The organism is Micromonospora sp. USAFONa4 (genome assembly GCF_057197825.1).
The window spans coordinates 2,395,285-2,417,845 of record NZ_CM170072.1 but is presented as its reverse complement, the minus strand read 5'-3'; the positions used below and the strand labels follow the sequence as shown (position 1 = coordinate 2,417,845).

At 72.4% G+C, this 22,561-nt stretch carries 19 protein-coding genes; 8 read left to right on the top strand and 11 right to left on the bottom strand.

Features of this window, described 5'->3' with window-relative positions:
- Nucleotides 1–77: 77 nt before the first annotated feature.
- The 5 genes from AC0OO9_RS10225 to AC0OO9_RS10205 all read right to left on the bottom strand — a co-directional run bounded on the left by AC0OO9_RS10225 (nt 78) and on the right by AC0OO9_RS10205 (nt 5,949).
- Nucleotides 78–1,109 (bottom strand): ABC transporter ATP-binding protein, encoded by a 1,032-nt coding sequence (locus AC0OO9_RS10225; protein ID WP_484517080.1) that lies wholly within the window; start codon nt 1,107–1,109, stop codon nt 78–80.
- Entirely contained in the window at nt 1,093–2,130 is a 1,038-nt protein-coding gene (locus AC0OO9_RS10220) for an ABC transporter ATP-binding protein (protein WP_484517079.1), read from the bottom strand. The genes AC0OO9_RS10225 and AC0OO9_RS10220 overlap by 17 nt, the downstream gene beginning before the upstream one ends.
- A gap of 73 nt (nt 2,131–2,203) precedes the next feature.
- Nucleotides 2,204–3,160 (bottom strand): ABC transporter permease, encoded by a 957-nt coding sequence (locus AC0OO9_RS10215; RefSeq protein ID WP_484517078.1) that lies wholly within the window; start codon nt 3,158–3,160, stop codon nt 2,204–2,206.
- Between the two features lie 160 nt (nt 3,161–3,320).
- Nucleotides 3,321–4,259 carry an ABC transporter permease gene (locus AC0OO9_RS10210; RefSeq protein WP_151456057.1) on the bottom strand — a complete coding sequence of 313 codons (939 nt, stop codon included), beginning with the start codon at nt 4,257–4,259 and terminating at the stop codon, nt 3,321–3,323.
- Between the two features lie 85 nt (nt 4,260–4,344).
- Nucleotides 4,345–5,949, bottom strand: coding sequence for a peptide ABC transporter substrate-binding protein (locus tag AC0OO9_RS10205; protein ID WP_484517077.1), 1,605 nt, complete (start codon nt 5,947–5,949; stop codon nt 4,345–4,347).
- A 432-nt stretch (nt 5,950–6,381) separates the two neighbouring features.
- Between AC0OO9_RS10205 and AC0OO9_RS10200 the strand changes: the two genes are divergently transcribed.
- Together AC0OO9_RS10200 and mdh are read left to right on the top strand one after the other, a co-directional pair.
- On the top strand, nt 6,382–7,242 hold the full coding sequence (locus tag AC0OO9_RS10200) for a bifunctional methylenetetrahydrofolate dehydrogenase/methenyltetrahydrofolate cyclohydrolase (protein ID WP_484517076.1): 861 nt from the start codon (nt 6,382–6,384) through the stop codon (nt 7,240–7,242).
- Nucleotides 7,243–7,420: 178 nt separating this feature from the next.
- Nucleotides 7,421–8,371: a malate dehydrogenase gene (gene mdh / locus AC0OO9_RS10195; protein WP_088998471.1), complete on the top strand. Its 951-nt coding sequence runs from the start codon at nt 7,421–7,423 to the stop codon at nt 8,369–8,371.
- 58 nt (nt 8,372–8,429) lie between these two features.
- Here mdh and AC0OO9_RS10190 read toward each other — a convergent pair whose 3' ends face one another.
- Nucleotides 8,430–9,236 carry an MBL fold metallo-hydrolase gene (locus AC0OO9_RS10190; RefSeq protein WP_484517075.1) on the bottom strand — a complete coding sequence of 269 codons (807 nt, stop codon included), beginning with the start codon at nt 9,234–9,236 and terminating at the stop codon, nt 8,430–8,432.
- Between the two features lie 138 nt (nt 9,237–9,374).
- Here AC0OO9_RS10190 and AC0OO9_RS10185 point away from each other — a divergent pair, with 138 nt between their 5' ends.
- The gene (locus tag AC0OO9_RS10185; RefSeq protein WP_132231004.1) at nt 9,375–10,592 is read left to right on the top strand and encodes an NADP-dependent isocitrate dehydrogenase; all 1,218 of its coding nucleotides are present in this window, start codon (nt 9,375–9,377) and stop codon (nt 10,590–10,592) included.
- 599 nt (nt 10,593–11,191) lie between these two features.
- Here the strand turns inward: AC0OO9_RS10185 and galT are convergent.
- The 4 genes from galT to AC0OO9_RS10165 all read right to left on the bottom strand — a co-directional run bounded on the left by galT (nt 11,192) and on the right by AC0OO9_RS10165 (nt 15,385).
- Nucleotides 11,192–12,268 (bottom strand): galactose-1-phosphate uridylyltransferase, encoded by a 1,077-nt coding sequence (gene galT, locus AC0OO9_RS10180; RefSeq protein WP_484517074.1) that lies wholly within the window; start codon nt 12,266–12,268, stop codon nt 11,192–11,194.
- Nucleotides 12,265–13,089 (bottom strand): DeoR/GlpR family DNA-binding transcription regulator, encoded by an 825-nt coding sequence (locus AC0OO9_RS10175; RefSeq protein ID WP_484517073.1) that lies wholly within the window; start codon nt 13,087–13,089, stop codon nt 12,265–12,267. The genes galT and AC0OO9_RS10175 overlap by 4 nt, the downstream gene beginning before the upstream one ends.
- Nucleotides 13,090–13,194: 105 nt before the next feature.
- On the bottom strand, nt 13,195–14,724 hold the full coding sequence (gene cysC / locus AC0OO9_RS10170; protein WP_357577838.1) for an adenylyl-sulfate kinase: 1,530 nt from the start codon (nt 14,722–14,724) through the stop codon (nt 13,195–13,197).
- A 109-nt stretch (nt 14,725–14,833) separates the two neighbouring features.
- Nucleotides 14,834–15,385, bottom strand: coding sequence for a DM13 domain-containing protein (locus AC0OO9_RS10165; protein WP_311410733.1), 552 nt, complete (start codon nt 15,383–15,385; stop codon nt 14,834–14,836).
- Nucleotides 15,386–15,575: 190 nt separating this feature from the next.
- Between AC0OO9_RS10165 and AC0OO9_RS10160 the strand changes: the two genes are divergently transcribed.
- From AC0OO9_RS10160 to AC0OO9_RS10140, 5 genes are all read left to right on the top strand, one after another.
- Nucleotides 15,576–16,490 carry an ABC transporter ATP-binding protein gene (locus tag AC0OO9_RS10160; RefSeq protein ID WP_484517072.1) on the top strand — a complete coding sequence of 305 codons (915 nt, stop codon included), beginning with the start codon at nt 15,576–15,578 and terminating at the stop codon, nt 16,488–16,490.
- Nucleotides 16,483–17,364 carry an ABC transporter permease gene (locus tag AC0OO9_RS10155; RefSeq protein WP_132231010.1) on the top strand — a complete coding sequence of 294 codons (882 nt, stop codon included), beginning with the start codon at nt 16,483–16,485 and terminating at the stop codon, nt 17,362–17,364. Before AC0OO9_RS10160 ends, AC0OO9_RS10155 begins: the two co-directional genes overlap by 8 nt.
- Nucleotides 17,361–18,320 (top strand): ABC transporter ATP-binding protein, encoded by a 960-nt coding sequence (locus tag AC0OO9_RS10150; RefSeq protein ID WP_484517071.1) that lies wholly within the window; start codon nt 17,361–17,363, stop codon nt 18,318–18,320. Before AC0OO9_RS10155 ends, AC0OO9_RS10150 begins: the two co-directional genes overlap by 4 nt.
- A 4-nt stretch (nt 18,321–18,324) precedes the next feature.
- Nucleotides 18,325–19,035: an ABC transporter permease gene (locus AC0OO9_RS10145; RefSeq protein WP_421454589.1), complete on the top strand. Its 711-nt coding sequence runs from the start codon at nt 18,325–18,327 to the stop codon at nt 19,033–19,035.
- A gap of 126 nt (nt 19,036–19,161) precedes the next feature.
- Nucleotides 19,162–19,812, top strand: coding sequence for a hypothetical protein (locus AC0OO9_RS10140; protein ID WP_484517070.1), 651 nt, complete (start codon nt 19,162–19,164; stop codon nt 19,810–19,812).
- Between the two features lie 94 nt (nt 19,813–19,906).
- Here AC0OO9_RS10140 and valS read toward each other — a convergent pair whose 3' ends face one another.
- Nucleotides 19,907–22,522, bottom strand: a complete 2,616-nt coding sequence (gene valS, locus AC0OO9_RS10135) for a valine--tRNA ligase (protein WP_484517069.1) — start codon at nt 22,520–22,522, stop codon at nt 19,907–19,909.
- Nucleotides 22,523–22,561: the final 39 nt, after the last annotated feature.

Below are 22,561 nucleotides of genomic sequence, written 5' to 3'. Positions count from 1 at the left end.
AGTTGTGGTGCCCCGCGAAAGCGGTGAAGGCGGACGATCCGCCCACCACAACTGCATGATCGACGCGAACAGGTGGGTCAGGGAATGGTGGGGCGGAGTTCGGCGAAGTGGCAGGCCGAGGGGTGTGGGTCCGCCGCGCGGGGGACCGTGTGGGGCTCCTCGATCGCGCAGACCTCCTGGGCCTTCCAGCAGCGGGTGCGGAAGTTGCAGCCGCTCGGCGGGTTGGCCGGGCTCGGCACGTCGCCGGTGAGCCGGATCATGGTGCGCCGGTCGCGGGCCTCCGGGTCCGGCACCGGCACGGCCGAGAGCAGCGCCTGGGTGTACGGATGGGTGGCCCGCTCGTAGATCTCGTCCTCGGTGCCGATCTCCACGATCTTGCCGAGGTACATGACCGCGACCCGGTCGGAGATGTGCCGGACCACCGACAGGTCGTGCGCGATGAAGATGTACGACAGGCCGAACTCGTCCTGGAGCTTCTCCAGCAGGTTGATCACCTGGGCCTGGATCGACACGTCCAGGGCGCTGACCGGCTCGTCGCAGACGATGATCTCGGGCCGCAGGGCGAGCGCCCGGGCGATGCCGATGCGCTGCCGCTGGCCGCCGGAGAACTGGTGCGGGTAGCGGTTGATGTGCTCGGGGTTCAGCCCGACCACGTCGAGCAGCTCCCGCACCCGGCCCCGCCGGCTGCCCTTCGGCGCGGCGTCCGGGTGGATCTCGAACGGCTCGCCGATGATGTCGCCGACCGTCATGCGCGGGTTCAGCGAGGTGTACGGGTCCTGCATCACCATCTGCATGTTGCGCCGCAGCCGGCGCAGCTCGGCACCGGAGGCGGAGAACAGGTCCCGGCCCTCCAGGGTGGCCCGGCCGGCGGTCGGCGTCTCCAACCGCATCAGCAGCCGGGCCAGCGTCGACTTGCCACAGCCCGACTCGCCGACCACCCCGAGGGTCTCGCCCCGGCGCAGCTCGAAGCTGACCCCGTCGACGGCCTTGACGGCGCCGACCTGCCGCTGGAAGAGCACGCCCCGGCGGATCGGGAAGTGCTTGACCACGTTGTCGACGGCGAGGATCGTCTCGCCGCGCACCTTGGTCGGGCTAGCGGGCGCTGTCATCACGGACCTCCTGGGCGAAGTGGCACGCGCTGGTCCGGCCGTCGCCCAGGACCAGGTCGTGCGGCACCACGTCGACGCAGACCTGCTGCACGTACGGGCACCGGGGGTGGAACGGGCAGCCGGACGGGATCCGCATCAGGTTGGGCGGCAGCCCCCTGATGGTGGAGAGCTGCTGACCCCGGACGTCCATCCGCGGGATCGACTCCAACAACCCCTTCGTGTACGGGTGGGCCGGCGCCCGGTACAGCGAGCGGACGTCGGCGTGCTCGACGATCCGGCCGGCGTACATGACGGCGATCCGGTCCGCGACGCCGGCGACCACGCCGAGGTCGTGCGTGATCAGGATCATCGCCGTGCCGAGGTCGCGGCGCAGGTCGGCCAGCAGGTCCATGATCTGGGCCTGCACGGTGACGTCCAGGGCCGTGGTCGGCTCGTCGGCGATCAGCACCTTCGGGTTCATGGCCAGCGCCATCGCGATCATGACGCGCTGCCGCATGCCGCCGGAGAACTGGTGCGGGTAGTCGCCGAGCCGGCTGGCGGCGGCGGGGATCCGTACCAGGTCCATCAGCTCGACGACCCGGGCACGGGCGTCGGCCTTCGACATGCCCTCGCGCTGGCGCAGCGTCTCGCCGATCTGCCAGCCCACTCCGAAGACGGGGTTCAGCGCGGAGAGGGCGTCCTGGAAGATGATCGCGATCTCCTTGCCGCGTACCTGCCGGCGCTGCTCCTCCGGCAGCTTCAGCAGGTCGCGCCCCTGGTAGAGGATCTCGCCGGAGCGGATCACGGCCGGGGGAGTGTCGAGGATGCCCATGATCGCCTGGGCGGTGACCGACTTGCCGGAGCCCGACTCGCCCAGCACGGCGAGCGTCTCCCCGGGATCGAGGTGGTACGAGACCCCGTTGATCACTCTGGCCACGCCCTCGCCGGTGCGGAACTCGACGTGCAGGTCCCGTACGTCCAGCAGGTGCCCGCCCTCGGGCGTCGGGGAAGCCGGCGTGGGTTGGACGGCGGACTGGCTCATGGTTCAGGCCTTTCGCTCGCGACGGCGGGGCTCGCGGGGCTGTCGGCGCGCACTTCGCGCGCTCGGGGGCCGCTCATCGGAGCTTGGGATCGAAGGCGTCGCGGATCGCGTCGCCGAGCATGATGAACGCCAGCACGGTCAGTGCCAGGAACGTCGAGGGGACCAGCAGCGGGGTGACCGACTCCCGCATGTGCACCCGGCCGGCGTCGATGTCGATGCCCCAGGAGATGGTCGGCGCCCTGAGCCCGATGCCGAGGAAGCTCAGCGTCGCCTCGGCGGCGATGAACGAGCCGAGGGCGATCGTCAGCACCACGATCGCCGGGGCGAGCGCGTTCGGCAGGATGTGCCGCAGCATGATCCGGCCGTCGCCGGCGCCGAGCATCCGGGCCGCCGCGACGTAGTCCTGCTCCTTGGCGGTGATCACCGAGGAGCGGACGACGCGGGCGGCGGTGGTCCAGCCGAGGATCGCCAGCACGAAGATGACCGCGCCGATCCGGACCGCCGAACTGTCGCTGTTGACCCGCTTGAGCAGCACGATGGCGGCGAGCAGGAGCGGGATGCCGAGGACGACGTCGATCACCCGGGAGAGCACCGCGTCGACCCAGCGGCCGAAGTAGCCGGCCAGCATCCCCACGGCGAGCGCGATCAGGCCGGTCAGCAGCGCGGAGAGCGCGCCGACCAGCAGCGACGCGCGGGCGCCGTAGACCGCCCTGGCGTACGTGTCGCAGCCCTGGAAGTCGTACCCGAAGATCGCCCCGCCGGACGGCCCGGCGTGCTGACGGGCCAGCACGCAGTCGCGCGGGTCGTTCGCGGTGAACAGCCCGGGCACGGCGGCCATGGCGGCGACCAGCACCACCAGGGCGAGGCTGATCCAGAAGATCGGCTTGCGGCGCAGGTCGCGCCAGGCGTCGCCGGCCAGGCTGCGGGGCTTCTGCGGTACGCCGACCTGGTTCGGCGCGCCGGGCTCGCCCGACGGCCCCCGCCGCGTGGCCTGGTTCTCGCTCGCCGCGACGGTCTCGAAGTCACTCATGCCCGCACCTCGCTGCGCTCACTCGTGCCCGCACCTCGCTGCGCTCGGCGCCGGCACGAAACACTGCGCTGCCGATTCGTTCGCTGCGCTCACTCATGCCCGCACCTCGCTGCGCTCGGCGCCGGCACGAAACACTGCGCTGCCGATTCGTTCGCTGCGCTCACTCATAGCGGATCCTCGGGTCGAGTACGGCGTACAGGACGTCCACCACCAGGTTGGAGACGAGGTAGACCACGACGAGCACGCTGACGATGCCCACCACCAGCGGGCCGTCCTCGGTGCGGATGCCGCGGAAGAGGTTGAAGCCGACGCCGGGGATGTTGAACACGCCCTCGGTGATGATCGCGCCGCTCATCAGGTTGCCCAGCTCGACGCCGAGGAAGGTGACCACCGGGATGAGCGAGTTGCGCAGCACGTGGACGCTGACGATCCGCCGCCGCACGAGTCCCTTCGACCGGGCGGTGCGGACGTAGTCGGCGCGCAGGTTCTCGGCCACGGACGTCCGGGTCAGCCGCAGCGCGGTGGCCAGCGAGAGCGAGCCGAGCACGATGCCCGGCAGCAGGAGCGCGTACAGGTCCGGGTCGGCGCCGGCGGTGGCCGGGAAGAGCTGCCACCTGACGCCGAGGAGGTACTGCGCCAGCGGCGCGAGCACGATCGTCGGGATGCCGAGCACCAGCAGGGTCAGCAGCAGGGTCGAGTTGTCGAAGATGCTGGCCCGCCGGATGCCGGCGAGGACGCCCGCGGTGACCCCGAAGAGGATGGTGACCGCCATGGCGATCAGCGCCAGCTTGACCGTGACCGGCCAGGCGGCGGCCAGGATGTCGCCGATCGAGCGTCCGGTGAGGGACTGCCCGAGGTCACCCTGGAGCAGGTTCTTGAGGTAGTCGAAGTAGCGGTAGAAGAAGCCGCCGACCCCGGTCCGGTCGAGGTGGAACTTCTCCGTCAGGTATGCCCGCTGGGCCGCCGTGACCGGGCGCTCACCGGCGAGCGCCTGGATGGGATCGCCCTGGCCGGCGAACATCAGCGCGTAGACGATCAGCGTGGTCCCGAAGAACGCGAGGACCATCTGGAGCAGACGCCGCAGGATGAAGCGGAACATACTTGGCAGTCTGGCGGAAAAAGTGCGAAGAGGAAGGCGGGTCGGGCCACCGTCCGCCGATGGCCCGACCCGTCCCGCCGTGCTGTTACTTGACGGCCTCGATCTTCACGAGGTCGATCCGGTCGAAGAGATCCATCTCCACGTTCGTCACCTTGGTGGAGTGGCCGAAGTTGTTCTGGCCGTACCGCAGCGGGATCACCGGCAGGTCCTCCGCCAGCAGGTCCTCGGCCGCCTGGTACTTCTTGATCGCCTCGTCCTCGTTCGCGGCGCTGGCGCCCTCGGCGAGCAGCTTGTCGAACTCGGGGTTGCTGTAGCCGTAGTAGTTCGACGAGCCGTTGCTGCTGTACAGCGGGCCCAGGTAGTTCTCCATGGACGGGTAGTCCATGACCCAGCCCATCCGGAACAGGCCGACCGGCTGCTTGGCCTTCACCTTGGTCAGCAGGTCCGCGAACTTCGGCTCGGCGGTGCCCACGCAGTCCACGCCCAGGTTGGTCTTGAGCTGGTTGCAGGTCGCGTCGATCCAGTCCTTGTGGCCGCCGTCGCCGTTGTAGGACAGCTCGATCCTCGCCGGGCCGCCCGCGGCCTGGTACAGGCTCTTGGCCTTGGCCGGGTCGAACTCGCCGGCCTCGCCGATGGTGCCGTCGCGGTAGCCCGCGACGACCGGCGAGACGAACGAGCGGGCCGGCTGCTGCGAGTCCTTGAAGATCGACTTGGTGATCTCGTCCCGGTCGATCGCCATCGAGATGGCCTTGCGCACGTCCGGGTTGCTGAACTCCTCCTGGAACGTCGGGAAGGCCAGCACCTGGAGCGACGAGGCGGAGCTCTGCTTGAACCGGTCACCGAGGTCGGTGCCGGCCGTCGAGAGGTTCTCGGTCGGGATGGTCTTGATGACGTCCAGGTTGTCCGAGAGCACGTCCGCGTACGCGGCGGTCGGCTGCTGGTAGATCCGGAACTCGACGCCGGCCACCTTCGGCTTCTCGCCGGGGAAGGCGTCGTACTTCTCGACCTCGACCTTGGCGTCGTGCTGCCAGGTGCCCTTCATCTTGAACGGGCCCTGACCGACCGGCGCCTGCTCGTAGCCCTCGGCAAGTACGCCGGGCGCGGAGAACGCGGCCTTCGGCATCGGGTAGAAGGCGGTGTAGCCGAGCACGGACTTGAACTCGCTGTACGGCTCCGACAGCGTGACGGTGAAGGTCAGGTCGTCGACCTTCTTCAGCCCGCTGAGCGTCTTGGCCTTCGGGGTCTCGCCCTGCATGTCCTCGTAGCCGGCGATCTTCTCGAAGAAGTAGCTGGAGTTCTGGCCGTTCGGGGCGTAGGCGCCGTAGTTCCAGGCGTCGATGTAGTTGTCGGCGGTGACCTTCTCGCCGTTGTGGAAGGTGTAGCCGTCCTTCAGCTTGACCGTCCAGGTCGTGTTGTCCTCGGACGTCACCGACTCGGCCGCCACCTCGTGGGGCTTGTTGGCCTCGTCGTAGTCGACCAGCGGGCTGAACAGGGCGGCGAGCACCTGCGAGCCGCTCGTCTCGTTGGTGTTGGTGGGCACCAGGTGCTGCGGCTCGGCGATCTCGATCCGCACGGCCGCGTCGGGGTTGCTCTCGCCGGATCCACCGTCGCCGCCCGAGCCGCAGGCCACCAGGCCCAGGGTCACCGCGAGCGGGAGGGCGGTCCAGGCAGCGAGCCTACGAACACGCATGTAGCCTCCTCATCTCCTCACGCTGCGCAGTCAGGCCCGGCGCTGGGTTTACGCTGCGCAACGTTGGGCAACGGTAGGTCGCCGGCCGGCGATCGACAACGACCGGGTTGCGAACCGATAACGGAGTCAGCGTCGAGGCCTTGTCGTGCCGGGCCGGATCTGCTAATGCCGTGCCGCTGCGGATGGGGGCGCTGGGCAGCGGGGACTCTCGACGCGGTCGGCACCCGTCCCGCCCGGTCCGCCCGATCGCGCCGTCCCGACCCGGACGTACCCCTCCGTCGCCCCGGTCGCCCGGGGGTCCGGTTCCAGTCGGGGCCTAGTCGGCCCGCGCGTCACTCAGAGTGATTAACGGCACGTCACTCTTAGTGGTCACATCGCCGGCTTGGCGCGGGTCGTCGGATCGCCGGCCGCCGACCGTGAGACGATCTGGGCGTGACGGCGACGCTTCTGGACGGCAAGGCGACCGCAGCCGAGATCAAGGACGAGCTGCGGGCACGGGTCAAGGCACTGGCGGAACGCGGCATCACCCCCGGGCTCGGCACCGTCCTGGTGGGTGCGGACCCCGGCTCCCAGGCGTACGTCAACGGCAAGCACCGCGACTGCGCCGAGGTGGGGGTCGCCTCGATCCGCCGCGAGCTGCCAGCCGACGCGACCCAGGCGCAGGTCGACGCCGTGCTCGCCGAGCTGAACGCCGACCCGGCCTGCCACGGCTACATCGTCCAGCTGCCGCTGCCGGGCCACCTCGACACCCAGCGGGTGCTGGAGCTGATCGACCCCGACAAGGACGCCGACGGCCTGCACCCGGTCAACCTCGGCCGGCTCGTCCTGGGCTACGACGCCCCGCTGCCCTGCACCCCGCGCGGCATCGTCGAGCTGCTCCGCCGGCACGACGTGCCGCTGCGCGGCGCCAAGGTCGCCGTGGTCGGCCGCGGCAACACCGTCGGCCGTCCGCTCGGCCTGCTGCTCACCCGCCGCAGCGAGAACGCCACCGTGACCCTCTGCCACACCGGCACCCTCGACCTGGCCTCGCACACCCGGGCCGCCGACATCGTCATCGTGGCCGCCGGCGTGCCGGGCCTGCTCACCGCCGACATGCTCACGCCGGGCGCGGTCGTGGTCGACGTCGGCATCACCCGGGTCATCGGCCCGGACGGCAAGGGCCGCTACACCGGCGACGTCGCGGCTGACGCGGCGGAGGTGGCCGGCAAGCTGGTGCCCATGCCGGGCGGCGTCGGCCCGATGACCCGCGCGATGCTGCTGACCAACGTCGTGGAGCGGGCCGAGCGCGACTGAGGCGTCACGAAGGGCGCCTTCCTGACGCCTGAGGTAGAGGAAGGGCCCCTTCCTTACACCTGGGGGACGGCCGTGACGTTCGCCCCATCCCGGCGATGGTCGCCTCCCCTGACCTGATCGGTGCCAGGATGGCTGATACGGTCCGGAAAACCGACTGGTAGCAGGGAGTGGGACGACCATGGGTAAGAAGGTCACTGTCGTCGGGGCTGGGTTCTACGGCTCCACCACCGCACAGCGCCTGGCCGAGTACGACGTCTTCGACACCGTCGTGATCACCGACATCGTGGAGGGCAAGCCCGCAGGTCTCGCCCTGGACCTCAACCAGTCGCGCGCCATCGAGGGCTTCGAGACCAAGGTGGTCGGCGCGACCACCGGCCCGAACGGCGAGGGCTACGAGGCGATCGAGGGCTCGGACGTCGTGGTGATCACCGCCGGCCTGCCGCGCAAGCCGGGCATGAGCCGCATGGACCTGCTCGAGACGAACGCGAAGATCGTCCGCCAGGTCTCCGAGAACGTCGCCAAGTACGCCCCGAACGCCGTCGTCATCGTCGTGTCCAACCCGCTCGACGAGATGACCGCGCTGGCCCAGCTCGCCACCCAGTTCCCGAAGAACCGGGTGCTCGGCCAGGCCGGCATGCTGGACACCGCCCGGTTCACCAACTTCGTGGCCGAGGCGCTGGGCGTACCGGTGAAGTCGGTGAAGACGCTGACCCTCGGCTCGCACGGCGACACGATGGTGCCGGTGCCGTCGCAGAGCACGGTCGACGGCAAGCCGCTGCGTGAGGCCATGCCGGCCGAGCAGATCGAGGAGCTGGTCGTCAAGACCCGCAACGGCGGCGCCGAGGTGGTCGCGCTGCTCAAGACCGGTTCGGCGTACTACGCGCCGTCGGCCGCCGCCGCCCGGATGGCGAAGGCCGTCGCGGAGGACTCGGGCGAGGTCATGCCGGTCTGCGCCTGGGTCGACGGCGAGTACGGCATCTCCGGCGTCTACCTGGGCGTCGAGGCCGCGATCGGCGCCGAGGGCGTCAAGCGGGTCGTCGAGACCGACCTGGACGCCGACGAGCTGGCCAGCCTGAAGGAGGCCGCCGAGGCCGTCCGCGCCAAGCAGGGCGACGTCGCCTCCATGTGATCCACCACCCGTCGAGGGGGCACGCCGGTCCGCCGGCGTGCCCCCTCGACGTTGCGCCCTACAGCGTCACGAACGCCTCGCCCAGGTGCGGGGTGGCGAGCACCGCGGGTCCGCGCGCGGCCAGGTCGCGCAGCAGCCCCACCCGCGAGGCACGCGCCGCGGCGGTGTCCTCCTCGTGGGCGTACGCCAGCTCGGGGTCGACCAGTTGCACGGCGTGCACCAGCAGGTCGCCGGTGAGCAGCAGCCGCTCGTCGCCCACCTCCAGCAGCACCGACTGGTGACCGGGCGTGTGTCCCGGGGTCGGCAGCAGCCGTACCGTCGGATCGAGCCTCTCCTCGCCCTCGACCACGCGGAGCTGGCCGGCGGCGCGCAACGGCGCGACCAGGCCGGCCGACAGCCCCGGGTTGAGCTGCCCGACGGCGGCCAGTTCGGCCCGCTGGAGCACGTAGTCGGCGTTCGGGAAGTACGGCGTGCCCGGCGAGCCGGTGACCGCCCAGCCGACGTGGTCGCTGTGCAGGTGGGTGAGCACCACCGTGCGTACGTCGGCCGGGTCGATGCCGGCGGCGGCGAGTTCGGCCGGCAGCCGGCCGGGCACCGGCGCCCAGCTCGCGGCGGGGGAGCCGGCCGGGCCGATCCCGGCGTCGACCAGGGTCACCGGCCCGTCCCCGACGCGGATGGCGAAGCTGCGGAACGGCAGCCACCACCGCCCGTCGGCGGTCACCGCGCCCGGATCCCGCAGGTCGGCCGCGCGCCAGTGCTCCGGCGTGGCGTCCGGGAACGCCTCCGCGCGGGGCTGGAAGAACGGCCCCTCGCCGTCGGTGAGCGCGGTGACCGTGATAGACCCGAGGATGCGGCTCAGCGGCATCCGGCGATCATGCCAGCGGTCCCGTGCGCCGTGCACGTCGTTTGTTCCGGCCCGACCGAGGCCGGCTGGGGACTGCCGATCAGTTTCCAGTACGCTCGTACTGCTTGAGCACGAGTCCCCCGAGAGGAGCGCCGGCCGATGGCGAAGATCAAGGTAAACAACCCGGTCGTTGAGCTCGACGGCGACGAGATGACCCGGATCATCTGGAAGCAGATCCGGGAGCAGCTGATCCTGCCCTACCTCGACGTCGACCTGCACTACTACGACCTGTCGATCCAGCACCGCGACGAGACCGACGACCAGGTCACCGTCGATGCCGCCAACGCCATCAAGGAGCACGGCGTCGGCGTCAAGTGCGCGACCATCACCCCGGACGAGGCCCGGGTGGAGGAGTTCGGCCTGAAGAAGATGTGGCGGTCGCCGAACGGCACGATCCGCAACATCCTCGGCGGCGTCGTCTTCCGCGAGCCGATCATCATGTCCAACGTGCCGCGGCTGGTCCCCGGCTGGACCAAGCCGATCATCATCGGCCGGCACGCCCACGGTGACCAGTACAAGGCCACCGACTTCGTCGTCCCCGGCCCGGGCACGGTGACCATCACCTACACCCCGGCCGACGGCGGCGAGCCGATGGAGATGGAGGTCGCCAACTTCCCCGGCGGCGGCATCGCCATGGGCATGTACAACTACGACGAGTCGATCCGGGACTTCGCCCGCGCCTCGTTCCGCTACGGCCTGGACCGCAACTACCCGGTCTACATGTCGACCAAGAACACCATCCTCAAGGCGTACGACGGTCGGTTCAAGGACATCTTCGCCGAGGTGTTCGAGGCCGAGTTCAAGGCCGAGTTCGACGCCGCCGGTCTCACCTACGAGCACCGGCTCATCGACGACATGGTCGCCGCCGCGCTCAAGTGGGAGGGCGGCTACGTCTGGGCCTGCAAGAACTACGACGGTGACGTGCAGTCCGACACCGTCGCGCAGGGCTTCGGCTCGCTGGGCCTGATGACCTCGGTGCTGCTCTCCCCGGACGGCCGTACGGTCGAGGCCGAGGCCGCGCACGGCACGGTCACCCGGCACTACCGGCAGTGGCAGAAGGGCGAGAAGACCTCGACCAACCCGATCGCGTCGATCTACGCCTGGACCCGGGGCCTTGCCCACCGGGGCAAGCTGGACGGCACCCCGGCGGTCACCGAGTTCGCCAACACCCTGGAGCAGGTCATCGTCGACACCGTCGAAGGCGGCCAGATGACCAAGGACCTCTCGCTGCTCATCTCGCGGGACGCCCCGTGGCTGACCACCGACGAGTTCATGAACGCGCTCGACGAGAACCTGGCGCGCAAGCTCTCCGCCTGATCCTCTCCGCGCCTTCGGACGGCACCTGACGGTGCTGCCGCCGCATCACCAGGAGCCCGCCGGCACCCGCCGGCGGGCTCCTGCCGTCCCGTCTACCGTTCGCGTCGGGTCGCGCGTCGGGCGCACGAGATCCTGGTAGCAAACAGCCCCTCCAGGGGCCGTCTCCTACCAAGATCTGTCCGGATCACCCGGGGTCGGCGACGTCCGTCGCCATCGGTAGGTGTGGGCGGGGAAGGGAGGGCCGGGCGGGTGCACGAGTGTGCGACAGGGTGGCAGTTTCTTGGCGGCGTGTCGGCGGTGACGCGCCGTCCCGCGTCACCTGGGTCGGCGCGCCTCGTTGACCTGGGTGGACGAGATGCCAGTCGCGTCCAGGAAGGTTGACCGCGGTCGCCTCGCGGCAAGCGTGCCGATCAGCCAGCCTTCCCGGCTGTCGCGCACAGCCAGCCGTCCCTTCCCTGCGGGGGGCCCTGTCCCGGGCCCCCCGCGCCCTGTCCCGGGCCCCCGTAGCCAGCGTCGATCATGCAGTTGTGGCGCCCCGCGTAAGGCTCGAATCAGGACACGACTCCCACCAGACCTGCATGATCGACCTGTGCGGGGGTTCAGGCGGCGCGGAGGAGTTCGGCGGCGCGCTCCGGGGCGATGTCGTTGATGAAGACGCCCATCGCGGACTCCGAGCCCGCCAGGTACTTCAGCTTGTCCTTCGCGCGCCGGATGCTGAACAGCTGCAGGTGCAGGTGGCCCAGTTCGCGGTCGACGCGTACCGGCGCCTGGTGCCAGGCGGCGATGTAGGGCATCGGCACGTCGAACAGCCCGTCGAAGCGGCGCAGCAGGTCCAGGTAGAGCGGGCCGAAGGCGTCCCGCTCGGCGTCGTCGAGCGCGGGGATGTCCGGCACCGGCCGGTGCGGGGCCACGTGCACCTCGAACGGCCAGCGGGCCGCCGCCGGGACGTACGCCGTCCAGTGCTCGTTCTCGGCGACCACCCGCGTGCCCGCGGCCCGCTCGGCGGCGAGCACGTCGGCGTAGAGGTTGCGCCCGCCGGTGCGTTCGGCGTGCCGGCGGGCGGCGGCCAGCAGCGCCCGGGTCCGTGGGGTCACGAAGGGGTACGCGTAGATCTGGCCGTGCGGGTGGTGCAGTGTCACGCCGATCTCCACGCCCCGGTTCTCGAAGCAGAACACCTGCTCCACCCCGGGCAGCTCCGCGAGCGCCGACGTGCGGTCGGCGAGCGCGTCGAGGACGGTGCGCACCCGGCGTGGCGGGAGGGACGCGAAGGACGCGTTGTGGTCGTCGGTGAAGCAGACCACCTCGCAGCGGCCCCGACCCGGGCGGACCGGGGTGAACGGGGTGATCTCGGCGGGCTCCTCGGCCACCCGGCCGCTCAGGGAGGGGAACCGGTTCTCGAAGACGGCGACGTCGTAGTCGGGTGCCGGGATCTCGCTCTGCCGGCCGTCGGTGCTGGGGCAGAGCGGGCACTGGTCGGCCGGCGGGAGGAAGGTGCGCGTCTGCCGGTGCACGGCGACGGCCACCCACTCGTCGGTGAGCGGGTCGAGGCGCAGCTGCGACGCGGGCGGTGGCGGGGGCAGCTCGCGCTGGTCCGGCTGGTCGCGGACGGCGTCGTCCCGTTCGTCGAAGTAGATCAGCTCCCGGCCGTCGGCCAGCGCGATCGCGGTGCGCTTCACCGCGCCACCCCCTCATCTGTCGTCGTGGCCGTCCGCCCCGCGCCCGTGCCGGGGGACACGACCACCAGTTCGCCCACCCGGTCGTCGAGCGCCCGCTGCGCGTCGGGGGGCAGCCGGTCGTCGGTGACCAGCACGTGGGCGGCGGAAAGCTCAACGATCGAGGAGATGCCGACGGTGCCCCACTTGGTGTGGTCGGCGAGCACGACCAGCCGGTCGGCGGCGGCCACCAGCGCGCGGTCGGTCTCCGCCTCCATCAGGTTCGGTGTGGTGAACCCGGCCCGCTCCGTGATCCCGTGCACGCCGAGGAAGAGCAGGTCCAGGTGCAGCGACCGGATGGCGGCGACGGCCAGCGGCCCGACCAGCGCGTCCGACGGCGTACGCACCCCGCCGGTGAGCACCACGGTCTGGTCGGACCGGCCGCCGGCGTGCAGGATCTCGGCCACCGGCAGCGAGTTGGTGACGACGGTCAGGCCCGGCACGTCGACCAGTCGACGGGCCAGCTCGGCGGTGGTGGTGCCGGCGGAGAGGGCGACCGCCGCCCCGGGGCGGACCAGCTCGGCGGCGCGGCCGGCGATGGCCGCCTTCTCCGCCAGTTGCCGCACCGACTTGGCCCGGAAGCCCGGTTCGTCGGTCGAGCCGGGGCCGGCCACCGTGGCACCGCCGTGCACCTTGGCCAGCAGGCCGCGCTCGTGCAGCACCTCCAGGTCGCGGCGGATGGTCATGTCCGAGACGCCGTACTCGGCGGCCAGCTCGGTGACCCGCACGCCGCCGGTGGCGCGGACCCGGTCCAGGATGGCCGCCTGCCGTTGCTGAGCGAGCATCCGCCGTACCTCCGTGCCAGCCGCGCGCCCTCACGCGGTCGAACGTGATCGAACAAAGATGAACACTAGCGCGAAGGGAGTACCACCGGTAGGCGGAGGGCGCGATCAGATGGACTGGAGCCGGGGTTCGACCCAACCCGTCTCGTTCAGGTGGTGCAGGACGGCCTCGACCGCCTCGTCGATCGTCATGTCGCTGGTGTCGACCACCAGGTCCGCGTCGGCCGGCTCCTCGTAGGGGTCGTCGATGCCGGTCATCCCGGTGAGCAGGCCGGCCCGGGCCCGGGCGTAGAGGCCCTTGCGGTCGCGCTGCTCGCAGACCTCTAGCGGGGTCGCCACGTGCACCAGCACGAAGCCCGCACCGGCGGCCAGCGCCATCTCCCGGGCGGTCGCGCGGGCCTGTGCGTACGGGGCGATCGGGCAGCAGATGCCGACGCCGTGGTGCCGGGCGATCTCCGCCGCCACCCAGCCGATCCGGCGCACGTTGAGGTCCCGGTCGGCCTTGCTGAAGCCCAGCCCGGCGGAGAGCTCGCGGCGCACCACGTCGCCGTCGAGCAGCGTGATGCTCCGGTCGCCCTGCTCGCGCAGCACGTCGGCCAGGCCCCGGGCGATCGTCGACTTGCCGGAGCCCGAGAGCCCGGTCAGGAAGACCACCAGGCCCCGGTACCGCCGCGGCGGCCGGGCCCGGGCCAGCTCCTTCGCCACCGCGGGCGGGGTGTGCCACTCGGGGAGCGGGAAACCCCGGTCCAGCAGGTCGTCGATCTCCGGCTGGGTCAGCGCCAGGCGCCGGTTGCGGGGCGGGATGTCCTCCCGCCAGCGCCACTGCCCGTCGCGGTTGTCGTAGGCCAGCTCGCGCGGCACCAGCACCCGCAGGCCGGCGCCGGAGAGCATCTCGCCGGTGGAGAGCAGGTGCGTCACGCCGTACGCCGCCGACACCCGGGCCCGCAGCAGCGCGTCGCTGATCTCGTCGCGCCGGCGGGACAACGGGACGGCGACGAGCGTGGCCGGCGGCATCCGGTCGCGGGCGGCGAAGACGCTGCGTACGAGCGACTCCGGCGGCAGCCCGCCGAGGCCGTCCTCGCCGACCGGGATCATCACCAGCAGGTGGGCGCCGAGCGTGCGGACGGCGTGGGCGATCTGGGCGAGCTGCGGCCGGTGCAGCGGGCGGTCGGCGATCACCCCGAGCACCCGACCGGACGGCAGCAGCGGGCGTACCTCCTCGGGGGTGCGGCGCAGCCGCTGGAAGGGGCCGTGCCCCCCGTCGCCGAGCCGGCGGACCGTGCCCCCGACGCCGGCCACCCCGTCGCGGACCTGCCACGCGTCGGCGACGTCCAGCGCCGCGACGGGCGCGCCCTCCCCGTCGGTGAGGACCAGGGTGCGGCGTGCCTCGTCGCGCGGGTCGAGACCCTGCGCGAGCGCCGTCGGCACCTGGAGGGTCACCGGCACCGGCCACGGTGAGCCGTCGGCGAGCCGACCCCGCCGACTCACCGAGACCAGGTCGGCGCGGGTCATGAAGCCGGCCAGCGGGGCGTACGCCCCGATCAGCAGCAGCTCCAGGTCAGCCAGCTCGCCGGGGCGCGGCGTGTACGCCGGCGCGTCCCGGAGCACCTCGTCGGGCAGCACCCAGCTGTTGCTCATCCATCCCCCAAACGACACTGACCGGCACACAGTTTCTCAGCCGCCCGGCGATCGGTCGAGAGCGCCACTCCACTGGCGGCTCAGCCGGCGGGCGACGGCGGCCGGCGGGTCAGCGGGGCGGGGCCAGGGACGCGGCCCCGAAGGAGACGGCGAACCGCTTGCACCAGATGGAGACGCTGGTCAGGCCCGTCAGATCGACGTCGGCCGGGATGTCGTAACCCTGGTCTCCCCGGTTGCCCTTGAGCCGGCCCAGCTCGACCCACCGGCCGTCGTCGAAGACCCGCCACCCGGCCGTGCCGCTGCGCACCGGCTGGTCGGTGAGCCAGACCCGCAGGTCCGGACCGTTGGAGGTGGCCAGGCCGACGAGTTCCAGCCGGTGCCGCCCGTCGGGGGCGCGGACGATGCGCGCGCTGCCCGACGTGTCGTGCTCGTGGGTCACGAAGTCGCCCTGCCCGACGAGGACCGGCCCGGCGGGGGCGGGCGCCGCGCCCGTGGCGGAACCCGTCGGCGCCGGCGTGGCCGCGACGCTTGACAGTGCCTCGTCGACCTCGGCGTCGGTGACCAGCTTCCAGGGCTGGAACCAGTAGAGGCCGAACGCCGAGCCGGCGGCGAGGACGGCGACCACCACCCACGTCAGCGGCGCGCGGAACAGTCGGGTCATGCCCACAGTGTGTCGGCCCGGGCCGCGTCCTGTCTGCCCCGTGCGGCGTGGCGGGGGCCGATGCGTGCCGGCACGCCCGCCACCGCCGGGGAGCGCGCCGCACCCTAGGGGACGCGGGCCGCCAGGATCAGGGGAGCGCCCGGGGGCGAGCCGCTGCCCACAGGGGTCCTCGCCTCCTACGCTGTACGACGTGACACTCATCGCGACCGACTCGCTGACCAAGACGTACGGGGGTGGGGTCACCGCGCTGGCCGACCTGACCGTCGCGGTCGAGCCGGGGATCATCGGGTTGGTCGGCGCGAACGGCGCCGGCAAGTCCACCCTGATCAAGATCCTGCTCGGCCTCCTCACCCCGACCAGCGGCCGGGTCCGGGTCCTCGGCCTCGACCCGACCACCGACTCCGCCCAGGTCCGCGCCCGGGTCGGCTACATGCCCGAGCACGACGCCCTGCCGCCGGACCTCTCCGCCGCCGAGCTGGTCACCCACCTCGGCCGGGTCAGCGGCCTGCCGCGTACGGTCGCCCGGGAACGGGCCTCCGAGGCACTGCGGCACGTCGGGCTCTACGAGGAGCGCTACCGCCCGGTCGGCGGCTACTCCACCGGCATGAAGCAGCGGGTCAAGCTCGCCCAGGCCCTGGTGCACGACCCCGACCTGCTGCTGCTCGACGAGCCGACCAACGGGCTCGACCCGGCCGGCCGCGACGCCATGCTGGCGCTGGTGCACCGCATCGGCACCGAGTTCGGCATCTCCGTGCTGGTCTGCTCGCACCTGCTCGGCGAGGTCGAGCGGATCTGTGACACCCTGGTCGCCATCGACGGCGGGCGGCTGCTGCGCGCCGACCACATCTCCGCCATGACCTCGGCCACCGACGTGCTCGCCGTCGAGGTGAGCGAGGGCACCGACGAACTGGCCGCCCGGCTGGCCGCGCTCGACCTGCCGGTACGCCGGGACGGCCGGCTGCTGCTCGTCGAGCTCGCCGACGACGCCACCTACGACCTGATCCTCGGCGCGGTCGCCGAGCTGGACCTGCCGCTGCACCGGCTGGACCAGCGCCGGCACCGGGTGGCCGAACTCTTCGCCACGAGGGAGCCCAGCCATGCCTGAGCCGACCGGCGTCATCCACGACATCGGCTACCAGCGCTACACCGGCCCCCGGCTGGGCCGCCGGGCCGTCTTCGGCGCGCTCTACCTGCACGGCCTGCGTACGGCGTTCGGGCTGGGCCGCAGCGCGAAGGCCAAGATCTTCCCCTGGCTGGTGGTCGCCATCGTCACCGTCGTGGCCGCCGGGCTCGCGGCCGTACGCAGCCAGGTCGGCGAGTCGGTGATGTCGTACGCCCAGTTCGCCGACAACATGAGCTGGCTGGTCATCTTCTTCGTCGCGGCGGTCGCCCCCGAGCTGGTCTCGCGGGACCTGCGCAGCGGGGTGCTGCCGCTCTACTTCTCCCGGCCGCTGCCGAGGTCGGACTACCCGCTGGCCAAGCTGCTGGCGCTGGCCACCGCGCTCTGGCTGCTGCTCGGCGGGCCGCAGCTGGTGATGTTCCTGGGCGCCGCGTTCACCACCGGCGACGGCATGCGCGGGGTCTGGAACGAGCTGCTCGACCTGCTGCCCAGCCTGCTCTACGCCGGGCTCTGGGCGGCGGTCTTCGCCTCGGTCGGGCTGCTGGTCGCCTCGTCCACCGGCAAGCGGGCGTTCGCGGCCGGCGGCATCGTGGCCGTGTTCCTGATGACCACCCCGATCGTCGGCACCCTGTCGATCATGCCCTCCCAGGCGGTCAACGAGCTGGCCTTCCTCGCCTCGCCCTCGACGTTGGTGGGCGGAGTGGGCACCTGGGCGCTCGGCGACCTGCTGCTGTTCAAGGGGGAGGGCGGAGTGCCGATCGGCGACTTCGGCCCGGTCTACGCGGTCGCCGTCGTGCTGCTCGTGGCCGGCTGCGTCGCCCTGCTGATGCTGCGATACCGGAAGGTGGCCGCCCGATGACCACGATCAGCGTCGACCAGGCGGCGGGGGCACCGACCGCCGCCGCCAGCACCCTCGACCTCGCGGGCGTCTCCCGCTGGTACGGCAACGTGGTGGCCGTCAACGACGTCAGCATGAGCCTCGGCCCCGGCGTCACCGGGCTGCTCGGCCCGAACGGCGCGGGCAAGACCACCCTGCTGCACATGATGGCGGGCTTCCTGGCCCCGTCGCGCGGGGCGGTGAGCCTGGACGGCCGGCCCACCTGGCGCAACCCCGAGGTCTACCGCCGGCTCGGCCTGGTCAGCGAGCGCGAGGCGGTGCACACCTTCCTCACCGCGTACGAGTTCGTGCTGGCCAGCGCGAAGCTGCACCGGCTGCCGGACCCGGCGGAGGCGGCCCGCCGGGCGATCGCCCTGGTGGAGATGGAGGGCGCGCAGGACCGCCGGATCGGCACGTACTCGAAGGGCATGCGGCAGCGTGCCCGGGTGGCCGCGGCGCTGGTGCACGAGCCGCAGGTGCTGCTGCTCGACGAGCCGTTCAACGGGATGGACCCGCGCCAGCGGCTGCACATGATGGAGCTGCTGCACCGCCTCGGCGACGCCGGCCGCACCATCCTGTTCAGCTCGCACATCCTGGAGGAGGTCGAGCAGGTCTCCGGCACCGTCCAGGTGATGGTCGCCGGCCGGCTGGCCGCCTCCGGCGACTTCCGCACCATCCGCCGGCTGATGACCAACCGGCCGCACGTCTTCGCCGTCCACTCCACCGACGACCGGGCGCTCGCCGTGGCGCTGATGGCCGAGGCGTCGGTGACGGGGGTCGAGCTGGGCCGCGCCGGGCTGACCGTGCGGGCCGGCGACTACGGCGCGTTCACCCGCGTCCTGCCGAAGATCGCCCTGGCGGAGGGCATCCGGGTGCGGCAGTTGGTGCCCGAGGACGAATCCCTGGAGAGCGTCTTCTCCTACCTCGTGGAGGCCTGAACCCATGTCTACCGTTTCCTGGATCACCGTGCGGGGGCTGTTCGGGCGTCGCCGGTTCCTCCTGCTGCTGCCGCTGCCCGTGGTGCTGGTGCTGCTCGCCGTGCTCTCCCGTGCGCTCGGGGTGGACCCGGGCGAGTGGGGCCCGCCGGTGCTGGTCGGCCTCGGCCTGGCCGTGGTGCTCCCGGTGGTCGCCCTGATCGTCGGCACCGGCGTGCTGGGGGCCGAGATCGACGACGGCACCGTCGTGCACATCCTGACCAAGCCGTTGCCGCGCTGGCAGATCGTGCTGCCCAAGCTGGCGGTGGCCGCCGGCGTCACCGCGGTCACCGTCGCCGTGCCGATCTACGTGGCGGGCGTGCTGGCCCACTCCGTACGCCTCGGCCTGGCGCTCGCCGCCGCGTCGGCGGTCGGCGCGCTGGCGTACTCGGCGTTGTTCGTGGCGCTCAGCCTGGTCACCCGGCGGCCGGTGCTGCTCGGCCTGGTCTACGTGCTGATCTGGGAGGGGCTGCTCGGCAACGTCGTCAGCGGCACCAAGGTGCTCTCCATCCAGCAGTACGTGATCACCCTCGCCGACCGGATGGCCCCCACCGGGCTGCTGGAGGCCGGCGTCTCGGTGCCGGTGGCGGCGGTGATGGCCGCGTTGATCAGCGCGGGCTTCACGGCGCTCGCCATCGACCGGCTCCGCTCCTTCAGCGTGGCCGGCGAGACGAGCTGATCCCCGACGGGCCGGGCCGCCCCGCCGGATTCCGGGACGCGACCTGACGGCCTCCGGGCAGCCCGACCCTGCGATGGTAGGGCTGCCCGGATGGACCGGGCCGGGCGGCTGGGCGAGGCTGACGGCGTGAGCGCGGAGACGGGGCTGGTGATGTCGCGGGAGGCCTATCCGGGTGCCGGCCGGCACTGGATGGTGAGCCTGGCGGTGGCCGGGCTGGCGGCGGCGGCGACCACCACGGCCGCGCAGGCCACCGGGCACTTCCACTGGTGGGCGGGGTTCGTGCTGATCCCCGGCGCGCTGATCGCCGCCACCGGCGGGCCGCTGCTGGCCAGGGGTGGCGGGCGGGCCTTCGCCGGCTACGTGGTCGCCTGCCTCGGCGCGCTGGTGTTCGCGGTCGGGGCGCTGCTGATGTTCGGCGTGTTCGGGCGGGGCTGGCCCCTGATGGTCATCCTGCCGTGCCTGGCGGTCGCCGGCACCTACCGGTGGCGGCTGGTCCATCCGTTGGCCCGGGGGCTGCACCGGGCGGTCTCCCTGCTGGCGCTGGCCGGCGCCGTGCTGCTCGGCGGGACGCTGCAACTGACCCGCGTCGACCTGGTCGACGTCGCTGCCGCGCCGATGTGGGGCGCGTTCCTGATGCTGGCGGGGATGATCGTGTTGGGCAACGCGGTGGAGCTGACCCGGCACCGGATGCCGTACCGCCTCCAGGCGATCACCCTGCTGGTCGGCCCCGCCGTCGTCGCCTTCCTCCTGGGTCTGCGACTGCTGCGCGGCTGGTGAAGCCCCGCCCACGCCGCTGGGCCCACCGGCCCCCGTCGCGCCGCTGGGCCACCGGCCCCGCCGCGTCCGGTGAGAGCGCGACGGGGCCGGCCGGTCAGAACGCGCAGGCGATGACGAGTTCCGGGGTGCGGTCGGGGAGCAGGTCCAGCTTGGCGATGCGGCCGGCGGCCCGGACGTCGTCGGCGATCAGGGTCAGCTGTTCCAACAGGGCCGCCGGGCCGAGCGCCTCGGCCAGCGGCACCTCCGCCTTCATCGACAGTTTCCGCTCCGACTTGGCCCGGCGCACCTGGCCGAGCGCGTCCGCGGCCAGCCGCAGCAGCTCCGGCTGGCCGGTGCCCTCGATGGCCCGGTCCACCTCGTACGTGGTGGGCCAGGTCGCGCGGTGCACCGAGCCGTAGCGCCACCACGACCACACCTCCTCGGTCACGTACGGCAGCACCGGGGCGAAGAGCCGCAGCTGCACCGAGAGCGCGGTGGCCAGCGCCGCCCGGGCGGAGTCCGCCCCCGGCCCGGAGCCGTAGGCGCGCTCCTTCACCAGCTCGATGTAGTCGTCGCAGAACCGCCAGAAGAAGCCCTCGGCGACCTGCAACGCGGCCGTGTGGTCGTACGCCTCCAGCGCCGACGTCGCGGCGGCGACCACGCCGGAGAGTTCGGCGAGCACGGCGCGGTCCAGCGGCTCTGTGGCCGCGGCCCGCAGCGCGTCGGCGGCGCCCAGCCCGAGGGCGAACTTCGACGCGTTCAGCAGCTTGGTCGCCAGCCGCCGGCCGACCTTGATCTGGGCCGGGTCGAAGGCGAGGTCCATGCCCGGCTTGCCGTTCGCCGCCCAGTACCGCACCGCGTCGGAGCCGTGCTGCTCCAGCAGCGCCATCGGGGTGACCACGTTCCCCTTGGACTTGGACATCTTCTTCCGGTCGGGGTCGAGGATCCAGCCGGAGAGCACCGTGTCCCGCCAGGGCAGCACCCCGTGCTCCAGGTGGGCGCGGACCACGGTGGAGAAGAGCCAGGTGCGGATGATCTCCTGCCCCTGCGGGCGCAGGTCCATCGGGAAGACCCGGGCGAACAGGTCCGGGTCGGTCTCCCACCCGCCGGCGATCTGCGGGGTCAGCGACGAGGTGGCCCACGTGTCGAGCACGTCCGGGTCGCCGACGAAGCCGGCCGGGCGGCCCCGCTGCGACTCCTCGAACCCGGGCGGGGCGTCGATGGACGGGTCGATCGGCAGCGCGGATTCCGCCGGCGTGAGAGGCTGGGACCAGTCCGGCTCGCCAGCGTCGTCGAGCCGGTACCACACCGGCACCGGCACGCCGAAGAAGCGTTGCCGGCTGACCAGCCAGTCGCCGGTCAGGCCGCCCACCCAGTGCGCGTAGCGGTGCCGCATGTGCTCCGGCACCCAGCGCAGCTCCCCGCCCCGGGCCAGCAGCTCGTCGCGCAGGCCCGCGTCGCGTCCGCCGTTGCGCAGGTACCACTGCCGGGTCGAGACGATCTCCAGCGGCCGGTCGCCGCGCTCGTAGAACTTCACCGGGTGGGTGACGGGTCGCGGCTCGCCGACCAGGTCGCCGGCGTCGGCCAGCAGCTCCACCAGCGTCCGCCGGGCGCCGTTGACGGTCTGCCCGGCCAGCGCCGCGTACGGCTGCCCCGGCACGCCGGCCGGCGGCTCGGGCAGCAGCCGGCCGTCCCGGCCGATCACCACGCGGGTGTCCAGCCGCAGCTCCCGCCACCAGGTCACGTCGGTCAGGTCGCCGAAGGTGCAGACCATCGCGATGCCCGTGCCCTTGGCCGGGTCCGCCAGCGGGTGCGCCCGCACCGGCACGTCCACCCCGAAGACCGGCGTACGCGCGGTGCCGCCGACCAGGTCGGCGTACCGCTCGTCGTCGGGGTGGCAGACCAGCGCCACGCAGGCCGGCAGCAGCTCCGGTCGGGTGGTGTCGATGAGCACCTCCCGCCCGCCCGGCCCGGTGAACCGCAGCCGGTGGTACGCCCCGGGCCGCTCCCGGTCCTCCAGCTCCGCCTGGGCGACGGCGGTGGCGAAGCCGACGTCCCAGAGGGTCGGCGCCTCCGCCTGGTACGCCTCGCCCCGGGCCAGGTTGCGCAGGAACGCCCGCTGCGAGGCCGCCCGGGCCGCCGAGCCGATCGTCGTGTACGTCAACGACCAGTCCACGGAGAGCCCGAGCCGCCGCCAGAGCGCCTCGAAGACCTGCTCGTCGGCGACGGTCAGCCGCTCGCACAGCTCGATGAAGTTCCGCCGGGAGACCGGGGTCGGGTCCTTGCGGGCGGCCTCGCTCACCGGGGCCTCGGGCACCTGCCGGCCCGGCTCGTACGGCAGCGCCGGGTCGCAGCGCACGCCGTAGACGTTCTGCACCCGGCGCTCGGTGGGCAGGCCGTTGTCGTCCCAGCCCATCGGGTAGAAGACCGTGCGCCCGCGCATCCGCTGGAACCGGGCCACCACGTCGGTGTGCGTGTACGAGAAGACGTGCCCCATGTGCAGCTCGCCCGATACGGTCGGCGGCGGGGTGTCGATCGCGTACACGTCGGCGCTGCGACCGTTCGGGCTCGGCGCGTCTGACGCCGCGCTGCGCCCCCGAACGGTCGCCTTCGCGCGGTCGAACGCGTACGTGCCGTCCTCCTGCCAGCGGCGCGCCCAGGTCTCCTCGATGCCGTCCAGGCTCGGACGTTCGGGGACGCCGGCGCGGGCCGTCCTCTCCGTGTCGGTCATCCGTCGATGGTAGGCAGCGACCCGGGGCCGGACCACGTG